Raw genomic sequence first — 24508 nt, 5'->3', positions numbered from 1 at the left:
CATGCGCCGAATCATTTGATCGAAGCTTATTTTTAGTTCCTGATTTCATTCAATAGGCTTTTGGGTACTGCAATAACTCAATATGGTTAATTTTGCGCTTAAACTAAAACGGATGGAGAAAAAATAAACCTGGGTAGATCCATTTCTGGATAATTGATTCTTGGATACCTTTCCAGGATCTATGTAGAGATTGGATAGGTCATTGTTTTGAGGGTTCGTAATTGGTTAATTGGTTAGATTTTAAATTAACATACGTCAATTTTCAGCATCTTTTGGTATTTTACCTTTGGTGTATCATCAAATAAATACAACATGGCAAGCCACAAAAATTTACAAGGCCTATCAACATTGCTCGATTTCGTACGCTACACTTTCCTTGCCTCAGCAATAATTATCATCTGCCTTCAGTTCTACATAATTTTCAAATCCGAAGAGCCGGATTGGTTGGACCACCTTCTGGAAATGGCATCGACCTGGTACATGTTTATGCTATTTTTCCTGATCAGCTGGTACCAAAAAAAAAATCAGGCCACCTGAATCCCAAAACACCTATCCACCAATTCCTAACCTCCGATTGATCAAATTATCTAAATCTATATAGGTTATCGGTTCAAGGCCTCTCTCCAGTGATCTCTGAATAACAAAATCCACCAAAAATTCCTTTTCACCCTTACTGCCATTGTCAATATCCAACTGAAACGAGGATTTGGAAGCCTCAGGAAAATCCCGGATAAAGCCCAGGAAATGGTCGATATCCGCCGCACCAAGGGCAAATCCTTCCGATTGGGCCAATAGTGCCAATTCTTCCATCAACTGTATCCAAATTTGCGTCATCTTCGGATCATTTATCACCTCCCCAAAGCTAAGGTCATGTGCAGCCGTAATAGTGCCCAGGGTGGAAATGAACAAATACTTCTTCCAGATTTGGTGCAAAGCATCAGCCCTCCCCTCCACCGGGATGCCTGCCTGGTTCATATACTCGTAGAACCATTTATGGTTACTTCCTTCAGGAATAGAGGTGATGATTTTTCCAGGCCCACCAAGGTGTTTGACGTGACCCGGCTTAATTAAATTGGAAATTAAGTATATACAAGCATCCAAAACATTAGCTTCTGGGGCAACACCCCTAACCAGCTCAGCCGCATTGACCATGTTTTGTAAGGGTACCACCAGGGTTTGCTTGTCCATAATATCCCCATATGCTTTGGTAGCCAATTCAAGGGAATAGGATTTTGTGGCGATAATGACCACATCATATACTCCTTTGGACCTATTATACAAATGGTGTGGATGGACCATATCCATTTTTCCCCCGGATTCAAAAATCAATCCCTTTTCCCGGATATTTTTATAGGTATCATTCCTGGCGAAAAAAGTAACCTGTACAGGTAAAGCATTAGAACTTAGGAGGAGTTTAGCTCCGATAAATCCGCCTACCCCTCCTATTCCTACAATGGCAATCTTTTTTATAGCATTCATATTTTTTTAATACCTTAACCTCCCCTTTTGGTAAAGGTCAAATTTGACATAACTCCGGCATTTTTACAAATCAACTACCAAAAACAAACCCATATTATATCTTCCCCATTTGACTGGTTCCCACCGGTTATGGATAAAGGGTTTGGCTAAAGCCAATGAGGCTGACAGACTCCTTATTACCTACAGCTATTGAGCAATTGATGAAGTAAAATCCTTTTAGTAAAATAGGGCCGAAAAATTATTCAGGAATACCACTTCAATAGGAATGGGCTAAAGTCAAATGACATTTAATTCTCCGATTTGATTTAAAAACACCATAAAATTATTATTTTGAGGGGTTTTATTTTTTACCCAACCATTAATTCAATAGACCCATGGCAGAGATCGCAAAAAATTGGCTATACCAGGAATTCCAACAAACAGGAAAGGACTATGCTTCATTGGAAGAGGTAAACGTTTATGACCCTTCCCATGATGATTTCAGGAACATCAATGAGGAATATCAACTTATTGATGACTGGCTGGAACCCAGTAAAGACTGCCTATGGGCGGACATTGGTTGTGGGACAGGAAACTTCTCCATTTATTTTGCGAAAAAATGTAAAAAACTTTATGCCATGGATATTTCGGAGCCTATGCTTGATCTTGCCAAAAAGAAAGCAAAAGTTCAATTGGTTACCAATATCGAATTTCAACACAGTGGATATTTGAATCTGAACTTAACAGGTGGGAGTCTGGACGCCGTGATGAGTTCCCTTTCTTTGCATCATTTGCCGGATTACTGGAAGGCAAAGGCTTTAGAAAAAATCTACCAGGTCCTTAAACCTGGAGGAAAACTCTACATTTACGATGTAGTAATTCCTGATTTTAATGGGGATGAAGCTATACAGGGCTTTATCGACCGGCAAGCGGTGCGGGGTGGAGACTTTTTAAGAGAAGACACCCTCATTCACTTCAAAGAGGAATACTCCACATACGATTGGATCATGAAGGGGCTAATTGCAAAACAGGGCTTTTCCCTCATCGGGGAAATTACCGAAGATGGAGTATTGAAAAGGTATCTTTGCCAGAAATAAAACCAAATATTTAGCCTTTTATTCATTTTCCTTTTTGTCCCGATTGGCTTCGCTGATCGGAACAAAATAATCCTTCTCCCCGCAATCCTCTCGCACCCTTCTGAGAAATGTCAGGAAAGGCTAGGTTTTTTGCCGGTCCTGGCTCTTTAAGTAAATTAAAGCATATGCTTCCTATAGTGTAAGTTATTACATTTTATGCACTTCCGCCCTGAAACTACTTGTCAATTCCGTAATTAGTCTCCAGAAAAAGGAGCCAGTCATCACTTTCAGTCTTCATATGGTATAAATTCGGATCCAATACCATGAACGCTGCAATAGGATCACCTGCGTTCGCAGGTCCCCACCAGGCTTGGTAATTCTCATTGGGATCTCCGGGCACCAAAAAATAAACAAATGATTTTGCAATCCACTGGAAACTTCGCAATCAGATTGACAAGTCAAAAAATCATCCTATTACCCTTTTAAAATACAATTGATTCCAGCCTCCCATAAATTCTTTCAAAGCAACATTTTACTCGTACAAAGCCCTTAGGAGAGGGTTGAAAAGCCTTTCACCAATAATTATACCCAGGCAAGTGATTTCAAAAGCAATCCTTATCCGTTTGGTATATATCAAAATACAGGAAATTTAGGTATCTTTATCCCATGCAAATGATGAAAGGATGGGCCCTTTGCCTGCTGATCTGTCCGTTCTTGGCCTGTACCAGTTTGAAGCCCATCCAACTATTTTCTGAGGAGGCATTAAAGGGATTGCAACAATTCCATGAGTTGGATTATAGTTTTACCAAAAGTTGCCTGGACGATTGCCGGTTTACCAAAATTAGTCAGTATGAAATCGAGAGAAGTATCAATTGCAGCTGTTCGGAATATGAGCGTGCGGATACGCTTGTAAGAGATTTGTACCTTGCTTTGACAGATTATTATGATGGACTATACCGCCTATCTTCAGGAGAGTTGATAAGATACCAGCTGGATGGAACAGCAGCTGTGCTGGAAGGAGCCAATTGGAACCAACTTGAACCAGAACAGTTGAATGCCTACCAAAAGCTTTCAGAAATTGGTTTGAATGCTGTTGCAGGAAAATACAGAAAAAATAAAGTGACCCAATACATGCATGAAGCTGATCCACACATCATGTTGATCAGTGAAAAGCTACTATTTATTTTAAAAGAAAACCTATTGGGTATGCTTGAAATACAGGAAGAAAGCTGGTACATGTATTACAAGGCTCAGGTAATAGACCCGGGCTTAAATTCAATGGAAAAAGAAGTGGTTACTGAAAAGTATTATCAGTTGATGGATCAAGGAACCAGAATTAGCGAAAAAACGCTGGTATTGATCCGCATTCTGGAAATCCTTTCATCACAGCATCAGGCCTTATCAGCCATGAAGTTAAATGGTGATTTTTTTGAGGATGAGGTACGTTCAATGACCAACAGTTTAAATGATTTACATTATGCACTTGAGCAACTGAAGCAATGAAAGAAAGATTGGATAGCACATTTTTAAGTGAATTGGCAGATGACTTTTTAGAAATAGCCAAAAAATTCAATGATTTCCGCTTTGAAAAAATAAGCCAACAGGATATCAGCCAGGAAACATTTATAGAAATGGGAAAGAATGCCCGTGTACTTATGGACTCAGCCCGGGAAATGAAATTGCTTTCCACCCTTATTGTGGAAAAAGAAACTTCGGAAGCCCTTTTTCAACTAAAAGTGATCAATCTTGAGATTAAAGAAACCATTACTTCACTCAAGCAGATCCAAGTTGCTTTTGATCTGATTGGCGGTTTGGGTGCTTTGGCAATGGCTATTGTGGAAAAAGACCCGGCCACCATTTCCGATAAAGTCAATAACTTAATGACTTTATTTAAAAAAAAAGCAGGTTAACCATGGCCGAGAAAAATTCATCAAATAATAAAGACTCTGGCGAACGAAAAGAAAATGCTTCTCCTGTCTGCTTTTCCGAACATCCGGATATCATGAAGGACTATCGCCTTCCAGATCCAGAAGAAATCAAGATTTCAAATCCTAAAAATAAGGTCAAATAAAGCTTTTAGAAGCTTTAACAAGTAAAAAAACCATTACATATTATTTCCACTTTGCAAACGGCGAGTTTCCGGAAATGAGTATTGGGTTGATGCTTAGATGACTCGCCAGATCAGGGAAATACACTTTTGCTCCAGAATGGTTAGTCACCTGCAATTTGCTTTATTTTCTAATTGAATTCAGGTTCGTTCAATTTTAGCAAGTCGCTGTTTGACAACAAAACCAGAAGGGTTTTCGGTAATCCGGGAAAGATGATATAACCTTTCATGTATCAAAATGAGCATGACCTGTATTAAACCGATAATTCCTGTAATGTTTCATCAATTATTTTTATTTTAGGCCGATCAATTAATAAGAAGACTTAAAATGAAGAAAAACAACACGCCCGAGGAAGGTAGTTCCAGGAGGAATTTTCTTAAAACATCCGCGACAGCAGTAGCCGGATTTTACATTGTACCCCGCCATGTACTTGGAGGACCAGGATTTAAGGCTCCCAGTGACAAACTCCGAATAGCAGGAATAGGTGCCGGAGGAAAGGGATATAGTGATATCAGGAGTTTTTATGAAAGTGGCAATGCAGATATAGTGGCGTTGTGCGATGTAGATCCGGAAAGGGCCTCCCGAAGTATAGAAGCCTATCCCAAAGCCAGGTTTTACAAGGATTTCAGGGAAATGCTGGAAAAAGAAGGCAATAATATTGATGCTGTATCTGTATCTACCCCGGACCACAACCATGCTGTACAGGCACTAACGGCCATGAAAATGGGCAAGCATGTGTATGTGCAGAAGCCCCTTACCCATACCATTCAGGAGGCCAGGATGCTTACTGAAGCAGCTGAAAAATACAAACTCGTCACCCAAATGGGAAACCAGGGTTCTTCGGGAGATGGCGTACGGCAAATGCGTGAGTGGTATGCAGCCGGATTGATCGGTGAAGCAACCAAAGTACAATGCTGGACCAACAGGCCAGTTTGGCCTCAGGGAGTTCCATGGCCAGGTGAATCAGGAAAAAAAGCCCCAAAAAACCTGGATTGGGATCTGTGGTTAGGTACTGCAGAAAAAAAAGGTTATGTGGAAAACCTACATCCCTTTAATTGGAGAGGCTGGTGGGAGTTCGGAACCGGTGCTTTGGGTGACATGGCCTGCCATATCATGGAACCTGCTTTCCGGACTTTGGATCTAGGCTATCCCACAGAGGCGGAATGTAGCGTAGGATCAGTATATACAGGCGAATTCACCCAGGGTTATTTCCCAAAAAGTTGCCCTCCATCCTCCCACATCACCCTGAGATTCAAGAAGCCGGGAGGTGAGGATTTAGAGTTTCATTGGATGGATGGTGGCATCAAACCCAGCAGACCTGAGGAATTAGGGCCAAATGAACAAATGGGAGATGGAGGAAACGGTGTCATCATCGAGGGTACCAGGGGAAAAATGATGTGTTCCACCTATGGTATAGACCCAAAATTGCTACCAACTTCTATCAATCAAAGCGTCAATGTCGCCCCAACCCTCCCAAGAGTTGAGGGGGCTATAGGCGGCCATTATGCCCAATGGGTCAATGCCTGTATAGCGGGTCATGGCAGCAAGGAATACCAGGAACTCAGTTCTCCCTTTTCCATTGCAGGTCCCCTGACGGAATCTGTCTTGATGGGCAACCTGGCGATCAGAAGCTATGATTACAGGGTAGAAAAGCCAAATGGTAATGGTTACGACTATCCGGCAAGAGATATCAAATTGATCTGGGATGGCAAAAACATGAAAATAACCAATTTCGAACCAGCCAACCAATTTGTGAGCAAGACATACCGGGAAGGTTTTGAATTGCCAACCGTTTGATAGTTAATGAAGTCAAAAAAGCCGCTGAAGAAAAGTTTTCTTCAGCGGCTTTTTTATTTGGGTAAAGTAAAGTAAAAAGTAGTGCCCAAACCAATTTCTGAAGTCAGCCAGATTCGTCCCCCCATATGTTCCACTGTTTTTTTGACTATCGCAAGCCCGATACCGGTACCCTCGTAGGTTTCATTCGAATGTAGCCTGTTAAAAATCAGAAATATTCTATCATGGTAGGCCTTATCAATGCCGATTCCATTATCAGCAACGGAAACCAACCATTCATTTTCCCGGGAATCCATTTTTATTTCTATGGTTGGAGACACATCCTTTTTACTATACTTCAAGGCATTTCCAACTAGATTCTGAAACAGCTGGACCAGCAAATACCGCTCTCCTTTCACTTCGTGCAAATCCTGATAAAGGATTTTCGCCTTACGCTCTTGAATCTGCTTTCGGAAAAGGTGCATCGCTTCCTTAAGGATTGATTCCATGTGAATCGGGGAAACCTCCTCTGCAGCTCTTCCAACCCTTGAATAGGCAAGCAGATCCAGTATGATCTGCCTCATTCTAATGGCCCCATCCGCTGCAAAATGTATGTATTGCAATCCTTTTGCATCCAATTTCTCCCCATACCTGCGTCCAAGTAAGTTAATAAACCCACTGATCATCCTTAATGGCTCTTGAAGGTCATGAGATGCAACGTAGGCAAATTGTTCCAACTCCTGATTGGACAGGGCCAAATCATGCGCCTTTTTTTCCAGGACCAGATTCAGGTTTTGCTGCTCTTTGATTTTCTCTGCTACAAGCTTCTTAAGTTTTATGGGTTCAATAGTCTTCCGATATACAAACAGTCCCATCATACCGGCGAAAACCAGTCCAAAAACTGTGAACAAAAAAGTGTTTCTCAGATAGGTTGGGTGCCTTAGCTTGACAAAAAGATACCAATCCCCTTCCTCAAAAAAAGCTTTGTGCACCAGCCCCGTTTCAAAATCCGGTTCCTGATCAAAATCAAATAAAGGATAGGCAGCTTCACCATCAATTTTGGCCAATTGGTAAATATAATTTTGACTTTGACCGCCAGGTTCAAGTTGCAAGGTTTTTCTGAGTGTCTCCATGCGGATAATCACGGCAGCAAATCCCCAAAAAAGGCCTTCTTTAAATAAAGGCAACCTACCCACCATACCCATTCCACCTTGCCTAAGTACAAATGGGCCTTCAAAATATAATTTTTTTCTTTCAATCGCTTTCTCAGCAGCTTGTCGGTGAATCTTATCCTCAAAAATATTAAATCCAATTACTGCTTCATTTCCCTCAAGGGGATACGTCTTGATGATGGTTTCAGCTTCTACCAATTGAAGTGCATCCAGAGTAGGGTTCTGGCTCAATACCTTTCGGCTCAAGGACTCAAAATCACTCTCTATCAAGTCCTTCTCCACCAAAAAAGCTAACAGTTCGGTAGAACTAACGCTGTTGGCCAGAGAAATAGCCAGCAGATTCTGGACCTTGTAGGCTTCTTCCTTCACAAGCAGTACTTCATTGGATTTTTCCATGGTGTATACCCACCTGGAAAGGAAGAGTACAAGCAAGCTTAACAACAAAAAAACCAAGCCGCCTAACTTAAGGGGGCTAAACTTTTTAAACATTTTCCTCATGGTCATTTTCCACTTTTGGAAAAGTAAAATAAAAAGTGCTTCCCCTCCCTTCATCCGACTCGACCCAAATTTTCCCACCCAGGTTTTCAATGATTTTTTTAACAATGGCCAGTCCCATTCCAGTACCCCCATACTTTTCTTTGTTGTGCAGGCTTTGGAAAATGATAAATATTTTTTCATGGAATTGGGGATCTATTCCTATCCCATTATCCGATACGGCAAAAAGCCAGCGATCATTTTCAGATTTTGCCGAAATATTGATCAAAGGAGGGACATCAGGTGAACTGTACCTCAGGGCATTTCCAACCAAATTACTAAACAATTGAGTCATGGGAGACTTGAAGGTAATCAAGGCAGGTAAATTATGGTATTCGATCCTGGCCTTCTTTTCAGAAATCGCTTTTCGGTGAAGCAGGCAAACTTCGTCCAAAATATCATCCAGCTGGATGATTTTCAATCCTTCTTCATTTTTCCCCACCCTGGAATACTCCAACAAATCGAGAATGATCTGACGCATGCGCTTTGCACCTCCAACAGCAAAATTAATATATTGATGGGCCTTTTCATCCAGCACATTTCCATATTTCCTTTCCAACAGGCCAATAAAGCTGCTTACCATCCGGAGCGGTTCCTGCAAATCATGTGAGGCCACGTAGGCAAACTGCTCCAATTCCTTATTGGAAACCTCCAATTCTTTGGCCCGTTGTTCGAGTTGCTGGTTCAGGGCCTGCAGAGATTCTTCATATTCTTTGCGGTAGGAGATATCCGTCATGGCACCCACCACGCGGCTTACCTTGCCCTCCTTATTTCTAATAAAAACCGCCCGATCCATCACAAATGCATAATACCCATCCGCCATCAGAAAACGGTATTCTTCAAACCAGTTGGTCAGGGAGGTACTTTGCATGTATTCACTTATTTTGCGTCCCACCCTTGCCCTGTCCTCCGGGTGAATTAAACCGAGCAAAAAATCAAAATCCGGCTTTATTTTTTCCAAATCATAGCCAAACAGGGTACTGAATCCCTTACCCCACATTAGGCGGTTATTTTCTACATCAAAATCCCAAATGGCATCATTGGTAGCCTCGGAAATTTTTTCGAACCGCTCATTGGATTGTCTGATTTGTTCGGCAGCCTGCTTTCTTTCTGTAACATCACGGAAAAAGACACTGATGCCTTCTTCCGATGGGCTGGCATTTACCTCCAACCACAGATTTAAGGGGGGATAATATTCTTCAAAAGTCACAGGACACTGATTTTCTATGGCATTGACATATTGATCATAAAATTTGGTTTCATCGGAAATGGAAAACTTCTCCCACAAACTGAAACCCAGTATCTCATTCCTTTTAATACCCAGTAATTTTTCAGCATTTTTGTTCCAGTACATTACGCGCCACTCCTTGTCCAGGGAGAAAAATGCTTCTCCTATGCTTTCTAATAAGGTGTTTTTCTCATCATAGGCCTTTTGAAGGTACAATTGGCTATTCCTCCGCTGAATGGCTGCAGATAAATTGGAACTGATATTCTGTAGAAAAGAGATTTCACTTTCCGTCCACACCCTTTCGGTAGTACAATCGTCAAAACCGATAAAACCAAAAAACTTTTTATCCATCATGATGGGCAGGACCAAACAGGATTTGATTCCTTGTTCTTGCAAAACATCCTTAAACCTTGTCCCATCAGGTGGCTCAGACATGATGACCTGATAGGTTTGTCCCTTTTCCAATGGCACAAAAAACTCCGAAAATTCCTCCACATGGATATTTTGTAAGACTGGATTGTCAATCTGCGGATTTACACGTTCATTTGTCCACTCAAAGCGCTGACTACATAGTTTCGTTCCATTTTCCGGATCCAAATGGTTTTCGAAATAATAAACCCTGTCCACCATAGCTACTTTTCCTGTAATTTCAAATACCTTATTCAGGGCCTGGTACCAATCCTCCGTTTGTAAAAAGGTACCGATTACTTTGGAAATGGCGGAAAGCAACTCATTTCTTCTCTCCAATTGTTGTTCCAGCAATTTGCGGTTGTGAATATCCTGGAGACTACCATAAAGCCGGATACATTTTCCTTCCATGAATTCAGCCTCTCCTATACTTCGAACCCAAATTTCTTTGCCCTGGGAATTGATAAGGGGCATCTCAAAATCCCAACCTTTACCAGTGGAAATCCCCGTTTCTACCACTTCTTTTACATCGTCCCTGACATCCTCCCGGTAAAATTCAATAGACTCATCCACATCCATTTCTTCTATTTGGTCAATACCATATATCTCTTTCGTAATCTGAGAGAGGTACAATTTATTGCCCGGAATATCTATTTCCCAACTACCCACTCTGGCCAATTGGGTAGCATTATTGTGCAGGCTTTGCAACTCCTTCATTTGCGAAATATCGTACCCATAGGCGAAAACTAGTCCCTCCTCCCCGAAAGGTCTTGATGAATTCCAGGAAATCCACTTAAACTCCCCAGACTTGGTACGGTACCTGTTGGTATAATTCTTCGCCTGGCGAAGCCCTGAAACCGTTTCGATAAATTCCCTTCTTGATTGGTCTAAATCCTCAGGGTGTAGAAAATTAATAAATGGTTGTCCAACAATTTCATCTTCTTCATAACCAAGTATTTCGCAAAATGCAGGATTTACCTTTGTAAAGTGGCCTCTGGGTGAAGCAATAGCCAGTATTTCAGGGGCACTTTGAAACATTAGAACCATCTCCTCTTCCTGTTGCTTTCTCCGGATCTCGGTACCCAGGTAACTGGCTATAGGTAGAAAAAAATTCCTTTCTTGTTCATTGATCTTCTCATCACTAAAAAAAACCAATACTCCTATTGGTTGGTCATTATATAATATGGGCAAACCCAGAGCAGCCAATAAGCCCATTTTTTTAGCTGAATCCTTTCTTAAAAACAACTCATTATCGCCCAAATCATTCCAAATTTCACCCCTGCTGCTTTGCCATACTTTCCCGGGAAAACCTTCTCCCTTATTCAGTTTTGTAGTAGCAATTTTATCTTGATAAAACCAATTGGTAGTTAAACCGGCTGTATAGCTACAGCTTAAAAAAACCTGGGTATGATCATTTCCTGCCAACCAGATCTCGGCTGCCTTAAAATTCCCAAAACTGGTAAGGTATTGAACCGACTTTCTTAGGATTTCTGATAAACCAGCCTCTTCCTTAAAAAAATAGGCCAATTCTCCCTGAAGCATTTTTTGAGTTTCTTCCTTTTTTTTCTCCGAAATATCCCGAAGTACGCCTATCATTCGGAGGGGATTACCATCATCATCCCGAATCAAATGTCCAATTTCTTCAATCACTAAATAGGTACCGTCGGCCTTCCTCATTCTAGACTCCTCATGCCAGCGAAATTTGTTGCTGTCGGCCATAAAGGTATCCCACTTTTCCTGGTCATGATCCAATTCCATAGGATGTTTTAGCTTTGGCCAGTCTGAAAGCTTTGTTATGCCCTTACCTTCTTCATATCCAAAAATTCTATGAAATCCCTCTCCCCATTCAAAATGATCATTGATTACATCCCAATCGTATATGGCATCATTGGTGGCTCTGTTTACAAACTCATACCGCTCATTGCTTTTCTTAAGTGCCCTTTCAAAAGCCACCCGCTCGCTTATATCGATACCCATGCACTGGATTTCAGTAGGATTTCCATTCCCATCTACAATACAAATAAAATCCCAAAGGGTAGTGAGTATACCTCCGCCTTGCCTGGGCTTATCAAGCTCAATCTTGAATACTTCCTCAGGCCTACTCAAGCATTTTTCTACCACCGCTATGACCCCCTGATGATCATATTCACAAATGGAGGGCATACAACTCTTGCCAATGATTTTTCCGTCGGGATAAATCCAACCAAAATCCTCAATAAATTTTTTATTCACATAAGAATAATTTCCTTCCAAATCTGTTCTAATCACAAAATTGGTCTGAGACTCATAAAACCCTCTGTATCGGGCCTCACTGGTTTTTAGCTTTTCCTGAATCTCAATCAAATCTGTCAGGTCCACGCTATTAACTACAATGCCTCCAACAGACTCATCCTCAGACAAGTCAGTTATGGCACTTTGCAACCAACTCCAGTTTCCATTTTTATTCCTGAATCGAAATGGATTGGATTTTAGTCGCTTTTCCTTACCCAGTTTTTCGAATTCCTTTTTCACCCGGGGCAAATCCTCAGGGTGAAAAAAATCAAAAGAACTTTTTCCCAATAATTCATTCTCATCAAAGCCAATAATTTTTGGGTAATTAGGACTCACATATTGATAATCACCTTCTTTATTTACGATTGCTGTCAAATCTGCTCCCTCCTGTACCAGTGCCCTGAACCGCTTTTCACTTAAAGCCAATTCCTTTTCGACCTGTTTTTGTTGGGTGATATCCACCATTAAACCCCGCAATGCCACCGGTTTTCCATTTTCTTTGACCAGAGTTACCAGGTCATTGATCCAGACATCCCTTCCATCCGCCGCCTTCATCCGGTATTCAAAACTGTGGTCCCTCCCTGCCTTGGTTTGGGTTGCACAATAATTTAAGGCCTGAAATTTATCCTCAGGGTGTATGTGTTTTTGCCAAAATTCCGGATCTGACCGCCATTCCTCCGGGGTAAAACCTAAAATGGTTTCTACTTGTTTGCTTATAAAATTGAATTCCAGGGTTTCCACATCTGCTTCCCAGACAATTCCATCTATGCTTTGGATCAGATCGGCAATTTTACTATTGGATTCCTTCAATTGTCTACTGGCTTCCTTCTGGTCAATGGCTGTGACCAAATTATGTGTAATGGTTTCCAATAATTGCCGTTCTTCTCTTAAAAAAGAATTTTCCTTCTTTTTGGATTGGGGCGATGAATTAAAAGTTATGGTAATATGTAGCGGCTTGCCCTCTTTGGTGGTGAATTGTTGATGAATATGATCCTCTGAAGCCTCAAAACCTGGGCTGACATATATTTTTCCTCCATATTCGATTTGAGCCCCTGTCTGTTCGGGATACTGCCATCCTGAAAGTAAGACTTCAGCCGCCCTGCTCAACAAATGGTCAATATCTATTTCCTGGTTGCAAAATCTGGTTATTTGATACAGGCAATGTTGCTCTTTGATCCTTTCATTAAGGGAAACCAGGGTATTATTCAGTCTGATCTGGGCCAATTTCTTTTCGGTAATATCCAAAATTACCGCATCCCAGACCGTACTGCCATCCTCCATTCTCTTGGGCATTCCTGTACCTTTATGCCAGCGTTCAGATCCATCAGGATGATGGTAACGCCATTCATGTGTCCAGAATGACAGGTTTTCAGCTGATTCTTTGATGGATGCCTTATGATCTATAAGATCCTCTTTATGATACCGGGCCCATACCAATTGGTTGTTTTCCATGGCCTTTTTCGAAGGTATTCCCCACAACAGATTTGCCCCATTGCTTACCAATTGCAATTCATCGGTTCCATCCGGATAAAGCTTGTACCTGTACACGACACCAGGAATGTTGTCGTTAAGGGTTTTGAATTGTATTTCGGTATTTTTTCTTTCGGTAATGTCCGTATGGGTTCCGGACATCAGCAAGGGTCCCCCATCTTCCGACCATTTCACCACCCTACCCCGGTCATTGATCCAGACTTCGTGGCCGGCTTTATGAATCATCCGCAGCTCTATGTCATAAAATTCGGTCTTCCTGTCAAAACAATCTTTCAGTGCGGCATCCGAATGGGCAACGTCATCAGGATGTACCAGCTTGTACCAGGTATCCATGTTGACCGGCTGCAATTCCTCCAAAGTATAGCCCACAATTTCCGCCCACCTGCTATTGATCCTGACCTCACTGGTTTTCACGTTCCACTCAAAAGTCCCCACCCTGGTGGCTTCAATGATATTATGGAGCCTGTTCTTTTCTTTCTGAAGGCTTTTTTTGGTCTCCTCCAATTCAAAATGCTTTTTCCTCAATTCCACCAATTTGATGACCTGATCGGCCAATGCGGTGAGGGAAGCTTTTTGGTTATTGTTGATCTTTCTGGGCTTGGTGTCTATCACACACAAAGCACCCAGGGAATTTCCATTTGGCGTGATTAAGGGTACTCCTGCATAAAATACAATATGTGGATCCCCTTTAACCAAAGGATTGTCTTTAAACCGGGGATCCTTTCGGGCATCTGGCACCACAAATATGTCCTCTTTACTTTTTACCGCATGCAAGCAAATGGACTGGTCAATTGGTGTTGCGCTTAGTTCTAATCCGTGATGTGCTTTGAAAAACTGCCGATCTGAATCCAAAAAAGTGATCAGGGAAATCGGAGTTCGGCAAATTTGAGAAGCTATGGCAGCTACATCATTGTATTCCTTTTCAGGAAGTGTATCTAAAAGCTTGTAATCTTTTAGTGAGGACCAACTTCCTAAATTATACTTTCTTTCCATAGCATATAAAAATTCTTTACGAATTTACCCTTCCCTTATGCAGCCGTCAACAAACCCAAAATTTAATTTTTGGAAAAAGACATTTGATTTTTCAAGTGTAAAATCAGGTGTATATCAATTGTTAAAATAATAAAGATCTAGTAGAAAACATAAAAATACCCAAAGACTTTATGACACATCCGTTACTTTAGGTATCGACTGAACTTTGGGTTTACTTTTTGAGGAAATTAAATGTTTATGATGCCACCAAGTAAAACTTTCTTCAGAATTATTTATTATAAACGAATTCTGACCTTTTTGATTTTATCAATTTCACATAAATTTAAAAAAACAAGTTTAGTTTAGCTTCCCTCATTCAGAGGTTGTAAACTAATTTTTAATTACAAACATCAGAGCTGATTGTAAAAAAAAATTAGCCTATTTTTACAAAACAGCGCAATATAATAAAAAATCAAATATCCTTTTATATTTACTAATGGTTCACACCAAATTGAATGGCCTATTGGTGTTTGAGGAATCGTAGATTCCCAATATCAAGGCAAGCGATCTTCTTGCATCTTTTCCTGTAACCATAGGATGGCGACCATCATTGATTGCAGCCACCATGTCTTCTACCTGGCCCTGGTGCAATTTAAAATCAATGGCCATTGGGTCTGAAGCCCCACTCCCACCCGGATTGCTGCCATCTTTTTGATTTCCTTCTTCTCCCTTCACATTCCAGGTGACAATTTTTCCTGCTTCCAGTATGATGTTTCCTTTATCCCCGTAAATCTCAAGGCGCTCGGGATTTCCAGGAAAAAGGGATGTTCCTCCAGTTATGGTTCCCAAAGCACCATTTTTGAAATTGACAAGCGCAGCACCCAGATCCTCCCCTTCAATTTGATGGACCATGGTTTTTACTTGCCCATAAACAGTTTCGGCATCTCCCATGATGTCCAGCAACAAATCAATTGTATGAACACCCTGGTTGATCAAGGCAGCACCCCCATCACCCTCTTTCGTTCCTTTCCAACTGCTGGATGAATAATAAGATGGATCCCGGTACCAATTGATGGCAGCGGTACCTAAAAGTAATCTCCCTATTTTTCCGGCCCGGACAGCCTCTTTCAGTTTCAGGTATCCCGGCTTTAACCTGTTTTGAAAAATCACACCCAATTTCACTCCTGCTTCCTCACAGGCCTGGATCAATTGGTCAGCCCTGTCCAGACTCACCTCTATGGGCTTTTCCAACAAGATGTGTTTCCCTGCTTTCGCGGCAGCAAGGGCAGGTTCCAGATGCTGCCCGCTATGGGTACAGATACACACGACTTCAATTTCTTTACGGGCTAAAAATGCGTTCAGTTCATGGTCTGCCGGAACCTTGAATTTTTCGGCAGCCAATTCGGCCCTCTCTGCACTGGAACTACACACCGCAACCAAATGACTATCTTTGCAGGCTTCTATAGCTGCAGCATGCATCCCGGCTATGGCGCCTGTCCCAATAATTCCAAATCCCAATGGTTTGTTCTGACTCATCTTATGTATGCTTTTGATTTTTAAAATTGCTGATCATTTCCTCCATCACCCAGTTGGTTCTTGCTGCAGACTTTCCCGTGCTGGGACAAATATCCTGCTTGCCCAAAAGCTCATCGACTATGCTTTTGATTAAATAATACTGGATATGCTCAGGCATATCAAATTCAAATACCTGCTCCCCTTCCCCGTCTCTTCGCAGGGTGACATTCGTTCCCCAAAAACAGGGAAAACTTATTTCTCCTGCTGATCCAATAATTTTTATCTCATCTTTTTTGGAGGATTCGCCCGTTGTGAAACACCAACTTCCCGTTCCCAATACCCCGTTTTTGAATTTAAAGTTACCCAATACAATATCTTCGGCGGGGTAATCTCCTGCCTGATTCAAAGCCTGTCCGTTTACCTCCTCAATGGGACCAAAAAGAAAATCCATAAAGTCCAACTGGTGGGAGCCCAAATCATAAAAATAACCTCCACCGGCCACATCAGGATGAATGCGCCAGTTATCTTTTGGGTCCTGTTTTACATCAGGATGCCTGGGCTGATTTATCGTAATTCCCACATACCTCGGTACCCCTATTGCTCTATCATCCACCAGGGATTTTACTTTTAAAAAGTTGGGCAAAGTCCTTCTGTAATAGGCCACAAAAAGTGGCACCTGTGCATCTTCACAGACATCAATCATCTGAAGGCATTCCTTATAGGTCCTTGCCATGGGTTTTTCAACATAAACAGGTTTTCCTGCAGCAGCTGCTTTTTGGGCCAGCTCCAGATGCGCATTGGGAGGTGTGGCAATATAAATGGCATTGACTTCAGGATCATTGATCAGTTTATCTGCATCGTCATACCATTTTGGAACCCCATGCCTTTTTGCATAATCGGCTGCTTTATTGCCGTTTCTACGCATGACGGCCACTAATTTGGAGCCTTTTACCTTTTGCATGGCAGGAGCACTTTTTTTCTCGCATACATCCCCAACACCTAGAACCCCCCACCTTAGCTCTTTATCCTCAAATTTTTTCATAAGGTTAAACTTAGGAAAAAGTTTTTAAAAGTTGGTACTCATTCACTCCGTAGATTTCAAATCTCCGGCCAAATCTACCTGATTTTAAAATGCATCAGGGGACCATTACTTCCCAAAAACGGGTTTTCTTGTCCTTTCCTCCCGGACCGGATACTTCTAAAGTAACATTATAATGTACTCCGGATTCAGGGTATTGATACACGGGGTGCTGCTCCCTGGAAAAAGCACCGTTTCCAAAATCCCAGTACCATGCTTCAATCTCTCCAATGGATTCATCTTTGAAAGCTACGGTTCTGTCTTTTTGCTCTATCAAACCAAAAGACCATTCAGCCTTTATTTCAGGTTTTTGGTTGCTTTCCAGGGGCATCAACCGGAAGGCACACAGGTAGGAAGCGTCTGATACCATCCTAGTGTCGTGCGATAAATTGAAATGTCCATCTCTCTCTCCCCCATCAAAATCCAATACCGACCAGGATAATCCGATTACCTTGTTTTCATAAAGTGGAGATACCACGGCATGATCCGGTCCTTCGAATGGTGCATGGTCAAAGGGGGTAATCCAAAATTCCAGCGTTAACTTTCCTGATGCCGCATGTTCCAAATCAAAATCATAAGCATGATGTGCAAAAGGGAAAGCAGCAATCCAGGGTTGGGCTCCCCAAATCAAGGTCCAGCTACCATTAACCGGAGGAGTGAAAATATGGTAATTTTGGGCATGATAGCCACTGAATTCCAAATGATTTTGGATATGAACCGGATGATTCCCCCATTTTCTGGCTTCTGGAAGTAGCGGGTTATAAATAAAAGGCCCTCCGGACATATCGCCGTCTACCACAATTTCGAAAATATCATTTAGATATCCTTTGGGATTAAACCGCTCGAAATCCCAAAAATCATCATACGCCTCGTACAAAAAATAAAGCCGGTTCAAACCGCTGACCCATCCCACAGTTACCTTCACATCAATATCTGTAGTGTCAATAAGCTGCCCATGCCCATCTTCTGTATCGTTTAGGTATGAAGTATTGTAAGTGTATGAAGCCGGAACAGTTTCCCAATCTTGGGTTTTGCCATTAATGTGAGGCATGTTTTCAGGGGAAAACTGATAAATTTTAAAAACTTTCCCTTCCCGGGCTGTAGCGTATTGCACCTGAGTGGATTCCTGAGACCACACCGGTGAAGTATAAAAGAGTAACAGGTTTACAATCAAACCAAAACTCAACCGATAACCCGGATCAATCATTATTCATATTCTTTTTCGTTAATGGGAATCTCCTCACCATGCCATGGGAAAGCATAACTTGGAGGGTTTTTAAAGCGGGACATTTCTATTTCCAGCTTCACTACTGACCCGGGGCTTATCTCTGCCTGGAAGAATTTATGGTCTACGGTATCGAACTGGTAAGGATATATTTCAATTTGATTTACTCTTTGGATCTGGTGTTCTCCAAACATGCCAGCCTGGACAATTACCTTTCTCGTCTCAGTGGGATGAAGGTTAACCAAAGTAAGTGATACGCCTGCCGTTGTTATTTGCTCTACAAGGGCAGCCATATCGGAAGGGATGCCGGATCTTTGCTTTTCAGGATCAAAATACCGGACCGAGGTATGCAACAAGCCTCCATGATAAATATGGTTGGGTGCACCCAGCATGGTTTGAACCAAGCCCTCCAATATAACCGGGTTGAGGTTCAGCCAATGGTGTACATCCTGTTGATCAGGAGTGGATGTGTCATTTCTTATTTTGTCCAGCCTATTTTGCATTTCCTTATAGGTAGCCTTTAAGATGTCAACCGGGTAATCGGGAACATTCCCTTCTAAATAACCCATCCAGGTGGCCGTGTTCCGCTCCTCTCCTTTTCCTTTAACGTATTTCAGCTGCTTCATTTCTTCGGGATCCAACAGCTCCTTTACCCTTTCCCAATCCTTCTTTTTCCTGGACATGTACCAGATATGTGTAGGATACATGGCCTGCAGGGGCCTGTAATCGTACCAGCCCCTTTGGTCATAGCGATGGGGCAAAAGCATTTTCCCGTTTTCTACCCTTGCCTCCCTGCTGATGGCATCAATTACGGAGTTGGGCAATTCCAGGTAACTGTCATCCCCTGATATAAGGTAGGCATTGGAAGCACCTATGGTCGTGGCCTCCAATTTATTCCTCACCCCATGGGGCCACTTCCAACCATAATAGCCACCCCACCAATTGCCATCCATGTGCTCCCCAATCTCACCGGATAAGCCTACATTGTCCGGAATAATACCTCCATTTTTTTCCACCCTGCCCATCCAGGCTTTAACATAATCAAGTACCCAGTCTTTATATTTCTCCTCCCCGGTATACATGAAGGCATTCAGCATCAAACTCGTGGATGCCAGGTTCAGGGGAACATCGCCTTTCATCATCCTTTCGTTCAAAGCTTCGAGGATATAGGCAAATTTTTCGTCATTGTTCCAGTCTTTGCCCGAGCTTACATGTGGGATGTCATCGTAAGGCAATGGATAATTAGACAAAATGGGCCTATGGGTGACCCAGTCTTCCGCAGTATTAACCATTCTGGGCCCCAAACTGCCATTAAGGGGGGAGCGGAAGATTTTGAGCTCACTGTCAAAATTGGAATTTTCCGTACCATCGTCAAAATACATTTCTGCAAATTTCAAGGCTCTTTCCCTCATTTTCTTATCTGTGGGATCCGCCAAACCAAAAAAGTAAAAATTGGTGTATGCCTCCCCGTGATGCATCCAATCGTATCCTGCATCAAACTCTTCTACAATTTGTCCATATGCTGTAAATTGCCGGGTTACTCCTTCCCATAGCTTTCTTGAAAGAGGATCTACTTCTTCAGGTCCTCCCAGGGCATAATACAAGGGGAAATTGTAAAAACTTTCATAGCCATCATCCGATCCGTCCATTCCCGGCCATTCCTCTCTCCAGATCAAGGTTCCATCGGGATTGGTATATTTTTCTACGAATTCCATAGCTGCCGGATAAAGGGCATCCATTAATTGCCTTTGCAGCAAAGCCCATTCCGGTGGAGGAGAAGGAGAATCATAGGGTACAGATTTGAGATGCTCCATTTCAACCTGGGAAAAACCAGGATAAAGCAGCAAATAAAGAAAAAGTACCAGGCCGGGTTTCAGCAATTTTTTCATCAAAGGATATTTTGGAATGGGAATATAACAAAAGATGCCATCAAATTGAAATCAGAAAAATGGCTTTAATGCTTAATTCTCAAAAAGTTCAGGTTCTTTTTCCATAAAATTAAGTTGCATTGCAACCATGTTGTTTTTACCTTTTAGGTATTAAAAAAAGGAAACTCCAAATCCATTCTATTCATTTATGAAAATCTACCTGCAATTTTTCTTCAATTTTTCTCAGAAATCTGGTCATTTCCTTATGCCATTCCTGCTTGGGCTTTTACCACTTTCTCCCAGTTTGTCACAAGTTTACCCTACTTTACCGGAAGCATTCCGGTTGAATCAATTGCAAGCACCGGAAGGTAAGGTGGACGTGGTGATCGACACGGATACCTACAACGAGATTGATGATCAATTTGCAGTAGTCTATGCCCTGTTATCCCCGGAAGCCATGAACGTATCTGCCATTTATGCAGCCCCTTACCTGAACAAGCGTTCTGTTAGCCCTAAAGACGGTATGGAAAAAAGCTTTGAAGAAATTGAACGCCTTCTGGACAAATTGGGAATGCAACAAAATGATTTTGTTTATCGGGGTTCAGAGGCTTTTTTGGAAAGCCTGGAAAAGCCCCATGATAGTCCAGCTGCCAAAGACCTGGTGGAAAAGGCCATGCAAGCCGATGGTCCGCTGTACGTTTTAACTTTAGGAGCGCCTACCAATGTGGCCTCTGCCATCCTGATGGAACCTGAGATCATTCATAAAATTGTAGTCGTATGGTTAGGTGGCAAGGGACTCAACTGGAAAACTGCCACCGAATTTAACCTGATGCAGGACCCCATCGCTTCCCAGGTGCTTTTTGACTCCGGGGTGCCCTTGATCCAGATTCCTACCCAACCGGTCACTTCCCATTTACTCACTACCGTTGCCGAAGTGGAAACTTACCTGAGTGGCCAGGGTGCTATAGGCGATTACCTGGTGGAAATTTTTAACGAATACCAACCCGGTGATGGATTTGGCTGGTCCAAGGTAATATGGGATATTTCGGCCATTGCCTATGTCATTGATCCAGGATGGTTTAGTACAGAAATCAGGAGCAGTCCTATTCTTACCGACCAGCTTACCTACAGTTTTGACCATACACGACACCTCTACAAGGTGGCAACCTACCTAAACCGGGATCGGATTTTCGGAGATATGTTCAAAAAAATCCAACAATATAAGAACCAATAAGTGGTTAAAGCGTGGGAGTTTGGTTTTTAAGGAAGCAAACCAGTTCATGGATTTAGTTTGCCCTCCTTTATGCCATATGGCAAGCACTTTATGATGCCCTTAAAATAAGCCGATTCCAAAAGTTTCTTTTCACAAAACATGACTTTCAGCACTGTAAAGAAGCCAGACCACAATTCCAGGCAAGGTCGAAATCAATTTTAACGCAGGTTGATGCCTCCTTTTATGGAAGAAATAGTCCAACTTCTATTCTGAATAAAAGTAGGTTTTTCAATAACAATTTCTGGTTCACAGCGGGGTAAAAATGTTGATTCCAAACCTATTATACCATTTTTTACGTTAATAGGAGTGGCCCTTAAGGTTAAACCCGAAATATGCATTAGCCGATCTATTATGACCCTAAACTGCTTCAAAATCAGCCGCTACGCCGCTGTTTTCGATTTCACCACAGCGGTGCTATGCCTCAATCTTCAAACTACCTGATTTTCTTGCAGTTTCAGCTCTTTCCGATAATCGGGACAGGCTATTACGATTTAGAAATACCAGATTAACTGGCACCAATAATATTGAACATGACAAGAAACATAAAAATACTATTCATAAGCGCATTCGTTTTTTTAGTTTTGGCAGCACTGTCCTCTTCAGAACGGTCCATCCTGGAAAAAGTAGCTACCAACCTGTCTGTCTGGAAGATCAATTATGCTCCTGAAAAAGTGTACCTGCATCATGACAAATCTTATTATATGGCAGGGGAAGTAATTTGGCTCAAAGGATACCTGGTGCAGGCTTCCAATCATTTTCCAAGCGCTAAAAGCAAAATCCTATACGTGGACCTGGTCAATGACCAAAATATAGTCATTACAAAACTCAGGTTGGATACCGATCAGGGAAAAACCAATGGGAACATTTCAATCCCCGAAGATTTGGAGGAAGGACGCTATTTTCTGTTGGGCTATACCAACTGGATGGGAAATTTTGAAGATATGCCCCATTACCGGAAGGAAATTTACATTTGGAATCCACAATCCGAAACAGCTCCCACCAAAACAACTGATAGTAGCAATCCCGATGTTCAGTTTTTCCCGGAAGGAGGGAATCTGGTGGCTGGCCTGACTGGAAAAGTAGCTTTCAAAGCAACCGGAGCAGATGGTTTGGGTCTTGAAGTCTCGGGAGAATTATATGACGATTCAGGATCAAAAATTACCGATTTCAAATCCCGTCATGAAGGTATGGGTGTTTTTGAACTTAAGCCTCTGGCCTCTGCCCAATATACTGCAAAAGTGAATTTTCCTGATGGAAACTCTCAAAACATCCCACTTCCTGTTGTATCTTCCTATGGCTACCAGATGTCCATCCAGCATCAGGAAGAAATGATACTGGCTTCGATCAGCAGCAATTTAGAAAAGGATGAAAAGCTGTTGTTGACAGGTATAGCTCAGGACGAACTGATTTATACTGCATCCGTAATAGTTCGGGCAACCAAAGATACTGTAATCGAAATTCCAAAATCAAAATTCCCCACAGGCATCACCAGGCTCACTTTGGCAAAGGAATCGGGTGAACCTGTTAGCGAGCGCCTGGTATTTATTGATCATGAAGACCAGGTAAGGGTAAGCATCAAAGCCAATCAATCGCAATTTACAAGCAGGGAGCTGGTAGCGCTTGAAATTGTTGCAAAAGATCAGGAGGGAAACCCTTTGGCCACGGAATTATCACTTGCTGTCACAGATGATTTGTTGGCAGGGAAAAACCCAACAGAGTTTGACATTCAATCTTACCTGTTGCTGAGCTCGGAGGTTAAGGGATTTATTGCCTCTCCCGGATACTATTTCAATAAAGAAAACCAGGACAGACAAGAGGTTTTGGACCTGCTGTTGATGACCCAGGGATGGAGAGGTTTTACCTGGGAAAAAATAATTGAGGACGATTTTCCCCTTATCACCTACGATCCGGAAATTGACATCAGTATTACGGGATCTCTAAAAAAAGACAATGGCGAGCCAATAGCCAATGGTGAGGCTCTGTTGTACTTAAAAGACAAATATGAAACATTCCTTGTCACGGAAACGGACGAGAAAGGCAAATTCATCTTTGAGGGTTTTCATTTCAGGGACTCCATAGATATTCTTGTCCAGGGAAGCGATCCCCGTGGAAGGACAAACAATGTCAATTTAAGCCTATCCAATGAACAATATTCCCCAGGCCTACCGGATAAGCTCCCCTCATTCAGCTATGAAAAATTCAGAGGGATTTCCAGGGAGAAACAAACTCCCGTTCAGCCCTTATTCCTGGGCATGGAAACGGATAGAGGCAGCCTGGAATTGGGGGAGGTATTATTGGAAGAGGTAGTCGTTGAAGGAAGGGCAGAAATTTACAAACCCATGACCCTGCATCGCAATGCCGATGCAATAATAGAACCAGATCAATTGCCAGTAGCACCTTCAGGAAATATTTTGGAAGTTTTACAGGGCAGAGTAGCAGGGTTGCAGATCATTCCAGACGGTCCATTCCAGTTTAGGGCCGTGATCAGGGGCCAAGGTTCTCCCCTATACTTATTGGATGGTATACCAGTCGATGAAAGCATGCTTCAAAGCATCAACCAGTTTGACATCAGTCGGATTGAAATTCTTAAAAGTCCCGGGAATGTAGGTATTTATGGTGGCAGAGGTGCAGGAGGAGTCATAGCTTTGTATACGCACAGAGGGCCGGAAGAATTAGATACAGCGGAAACAGGTGATCACATAAAGGTATACAGGATCGGTGGTTTCAGCAAATCGAGGCAGTTCTATTCGCCCAAATATGGCGAGAACCAGGTAGTTGATGGTCGGGACAGCAGAAGTACCCTTTATTGGAATCCAAGTGTCAAAACGGATGAAGCGGGTAAAGCCACTGTAAGCTTTTATACTTCTGACAGAAGTAGTTTATACCAGGTGGTTGCGGAAGGAATAACAGAGAAGGGTAAAATTGCCCGGTCAACTTTGAATTTGGAGGTCTATTGACAATTCATTGCTATTTTTTATTGTTTTTTTTGTTTCAAATCAGGAAATTCTCTCTTTCTAAACCCTGTTCATACTTGTCAATTTCTGATTGAAATTTCCTG

Annotated in this window: 14 protein-coding genes; 7 read left to right on the top strand and 7 right to left on the bottom strand. The window is 42.1% G+C overall.

The features are described 5' to 3' along the window. Window positions 1-549: 549 nt before the first annotated feature. Complete coding sequence (locus HUJ21_RS22630; RefSeq protein WP_291373067.1) at window positions 550-1479, bottom strand: 2-dehydropantoate 2-reductase; 930 nt, start codon at window positions 1477-1479, stop codon at window positions 550-552. 374 nt (window positions 1480-1853) lie between these two features. Between HUJ21_RS22630 and HUJ21_RS22625 the strand changes: the two genes are divergently transcribed. The 5 genes from HUJ21_RS22625 to HUJ21_RS22605 all read left to right on the top strand — a co-directional run bounded on the left by HUJ21_RS22625 (window position 1854) and on the right by HUJ21_RS22605 (window position 6439). After that, window positions 1854-2555 (top strand): class I SAM-dependent methyltransferase, encoded by a 702-nt coding sequence (locus tag HUJ21_RS22625; protein ID WP_291373065.1) that lies wholly within the window; start codon window positions 1854-1856, stop codon window positions 2553-2555. Window positions 2556-3206: 651 nt separating this feature from the next. Next, window positions 3207-4037, top strand: coding sequence for a hypothetical protein (locus tag HUJ21_RS22620; protein WP_291373064.1), 831 nt, complete (start codon window positions 3207-3209; stop codon window positions 4035-4037). After that, the gene (locus HUJ21_RS22615) at window positions 4034-4444 is read left to right on the top strand and encodes a hypothetical protein (RefSeq protein ID WP_291373063.1); all 411 of its coding nucleotides are present in this window, start codon (window positions 4034-4036) and stop codon (window positions 4442-4444) included. The genes HUJ21_RS22620 and HUJ21_RS22615 overlap by 4 nt, the downstream gene beginning before the upstream one ends. Window positions 4445-4446: 2 nt before the next feature. Continuing rightward, window positions 4447-4605 (top strand): hypothetical protein, encoded by a 159-nt coding sequence (locus HUJ21_RS22610; RefSeq protein WP_291373062.1) that lies wholly within the window; start codon window positions 4447-4449, stop codon window positions 4603-4605. Between the two features lie 364 nt (window positions 4606-4969). Continuing rightward, window positions 4970-6439 (top strand): Gfo/Idh/MocA family oxidoreductase, encoded by a 1470-nt coding sequence (locus HUJ21_RS22605; protein ID WP_291373060.1) that lies wholly within the window; start codon window positions 4970-4972, stop codon window positions 6437-6439. A 53-nt stretch (window positions 6440-6492) separates the two neighbouring features. Here the strand turns inward: HUJ21_RS22605 and HUJ21_RS22600 are convergent, their stop codons facing one another. The 6 genes from HUJ21_RS22600 to HUJ21_RS22575 all read right to left on the bottom strand — a co-directional run bounded on the left by HUJ21_RS22600 (window position 6493) and on the right by HUJ21_RS22575 (window position 20198). Next, window positions 6493-8019, bottom strand: coding sequence for an ATP-binding protein (locus HUJ21_RS22600; RefSeq protein WP_291373059.1), 1527 nt, complete (start codon window positions 8017-8019; stop codon window positions 6493-6495). Window positions 8020-8068: 49 nt separating this feature from the next. After that, the gene (locus HUJ21_RS22595) at window positions 8069-14512 is read right to left on the bottom strand and encodes a PAS domain S-box protein (RefSeq protein WP_291373058.1); all 6444 of its coding nucleotides are present in this window, start codon (window positions 14510-14512) and stop codon (window positions 8069-8071) included. Between the two features lie 480 nt (window positions 14513-14992). Further along, window positions 14993-16027: a Gfo/Idh/MocA family oxidoreductase gene (locus tag HUJ21_RS22590; RefSeq protein ID WP_291373056.1), complete on the bottom strand. Its 1035-nt coding sequence runs from the start codon at window positions 16025-16027 to the stop codon at window positions 14993-14995. Between the two features lies 1 nt (window position 16028). Continuing rightward, window positions 16029-17048 (bottom strand): Gfo/Idh/MocA family oxidoreductase, encoded by a 1020-nt coding sequence (locus HUJ21_RS22585; protein ID WP_291373054.1) that lies wholly within the window; start codon window positions 17046-17048, stop codon window positions 16029-16031. Between the two features lie 94 nt (window positions 17049-17142). After that, window positions 17143-18291 (bottom strand): PKD domain-containing protein, encoded by a 1149-nt coding sequence (locus HUJ21_RS22580; protein WP_291373052.1) that lies wholly within the window; start codon window positions 18289-18291, stop codon window positions 17143-17145. Continuing rightward, a complete protein-coding gene (locus HUJ21_RS22575; RefSeq protein WP_291373050.1) occupies window positions 18291-20198 on the bottom strand; it encodes a hypothetical protein in 1908 nt (635 codons plus the stop codon). The genes HUJ21_RS22580 and HUJ21_RS22575 overlap by 1 nt, the downstream gene beginning before the upstream one ends. 244 nt (window positions 20199-20442) lie before the next feature. Between HUJ21_RS22575 and HUJ21_RS22570 the strand changes: the two genes are divergently transcribed. After that, window positions 20443-21411, top strand: a complete 969-nt coding sequence (locus HUJ21_RS22570) for a nucleoside hydrolase (RefSeq protein WP_291373049.1) — start codon at window positions 20443-20445, stop codon at window positions 21409-21411. Between the two features lie 569 nt (window positions 21412-21980). After that, window positions 21981-24407, top strand: a complete 2427-nt coding sequence (locus HUJ21_RS22565) for a TonB-dependent receptor plug domain-containing protein (protein WP_291373048.1) — start codon at window positions 21981-21983, stop codon at window positions 24405-24407. Window positions 24408-24508: the final 101 nt, after the last annotated feature.

This window comes from Cyclobacterium sp., assembly GCF_014762705.1.
In the GTDB taxonomy this organism is placed as follows: domain Bacteria; phylum Bacteroidota; class Bacteroidia; order Cytophagales; family Cyclobacteriaceae; genus Cyclobacterium.
The sequence above is the reverse complement of the archived record's forward strand: the minus strand, read 5'-3'. Positions and strand labels throughout refer to the sequence as shown.

Coding starts and splice junctions, on each gene's coding strand:
- HUJ21_RS22585 (WP_291373054.1), bottom strand. CDS start 17,048: ATGAAAAAATTTGAGGATAAAGAGCTAAGGTGGGGGGTTCTAGGTGTT.
- HUJ21_RS22615 (WP_291373063.1), top strand. CDS start 4,034: ATGAAAGAAAGATTGGATAGCACATTTTTAAGTGAATTGGCAGATGAC.
- HUJ21_RS22630 (WP_291373067.1), bottom strand. CDS start 1,479: ATGAATGCTATAAAAAAGATTGCCATTGTAGGAATAGGAGGGGTAGGC.
- HUJ21_RS22625 (WP_291373065.1), top strand. CDS start 1,854: ATGGCAGAGATCGCAAAAAATTGGCTATACCAGGAATTCCAACAAACA.
- HUJ21_RS22595 (WP_291373058.1), bottom strand. CDS start 14,512: ATGGAAAGAAAGTATAATTTAGGAAGTTGGTCCTCACTAAAAGATTAC.
- HUJ21_RS22565 (WP_291373048.1), top strand. CDS start 21,981: ATGACAAGAAACATAAAAATACTATTCATAAGCGCATTCGTTTTTTTA.
- HUJ21_RS22620 (WP_291373064.1), top strand. CDS start 3,207: ATGATGAAAGGATGGGCCCTTTGCCTGCTGATCTGTCCGTTCTTGGCC.
- HUJ21_RS22590 (WP_291373056.1), bottom strand. CDS start 16,027: ATGAGTCAGAACAAACCATTGGGATTTGGAATTATTGGGACAGGCGCC.
- HUJ21_RS22575 (WP_291373050.1), bottom strand. CDS start 20,198: ATGAAAAAATTGCTGAAACCCGGCCTGGTACTTTTTCTTTATTTGCTG.
- HUJ21_RS22605 (WP_291373060.1), top strand. CDS start 4,970: ATGAAGAAAAACAACACGCCCGAGGAAGGTAGTTCCAGGAGGAATTTT.
- HUJ21_RS22610 (WP_291373062.1), top strand. CDS start 4,447: ATGGCCGAGAAAAATTCATCAAATAATAAAGACTCTGGCGAACGAAAA.
- HUJ21_RS22570 (WP_291373049.1), top strand. CDS start 20,443: ATGCCATTCCTGCTTGGGCTTTTACCACTTTCTCCCAGTTTGTCACAA.
- HUJ21_RS22580 (WP_291373052.1), bottom strand. CDS start 18,291: ATGATTGATCCGGGTTATCGGTTGAGTTTTGGTTTGATTGTAAACCTG.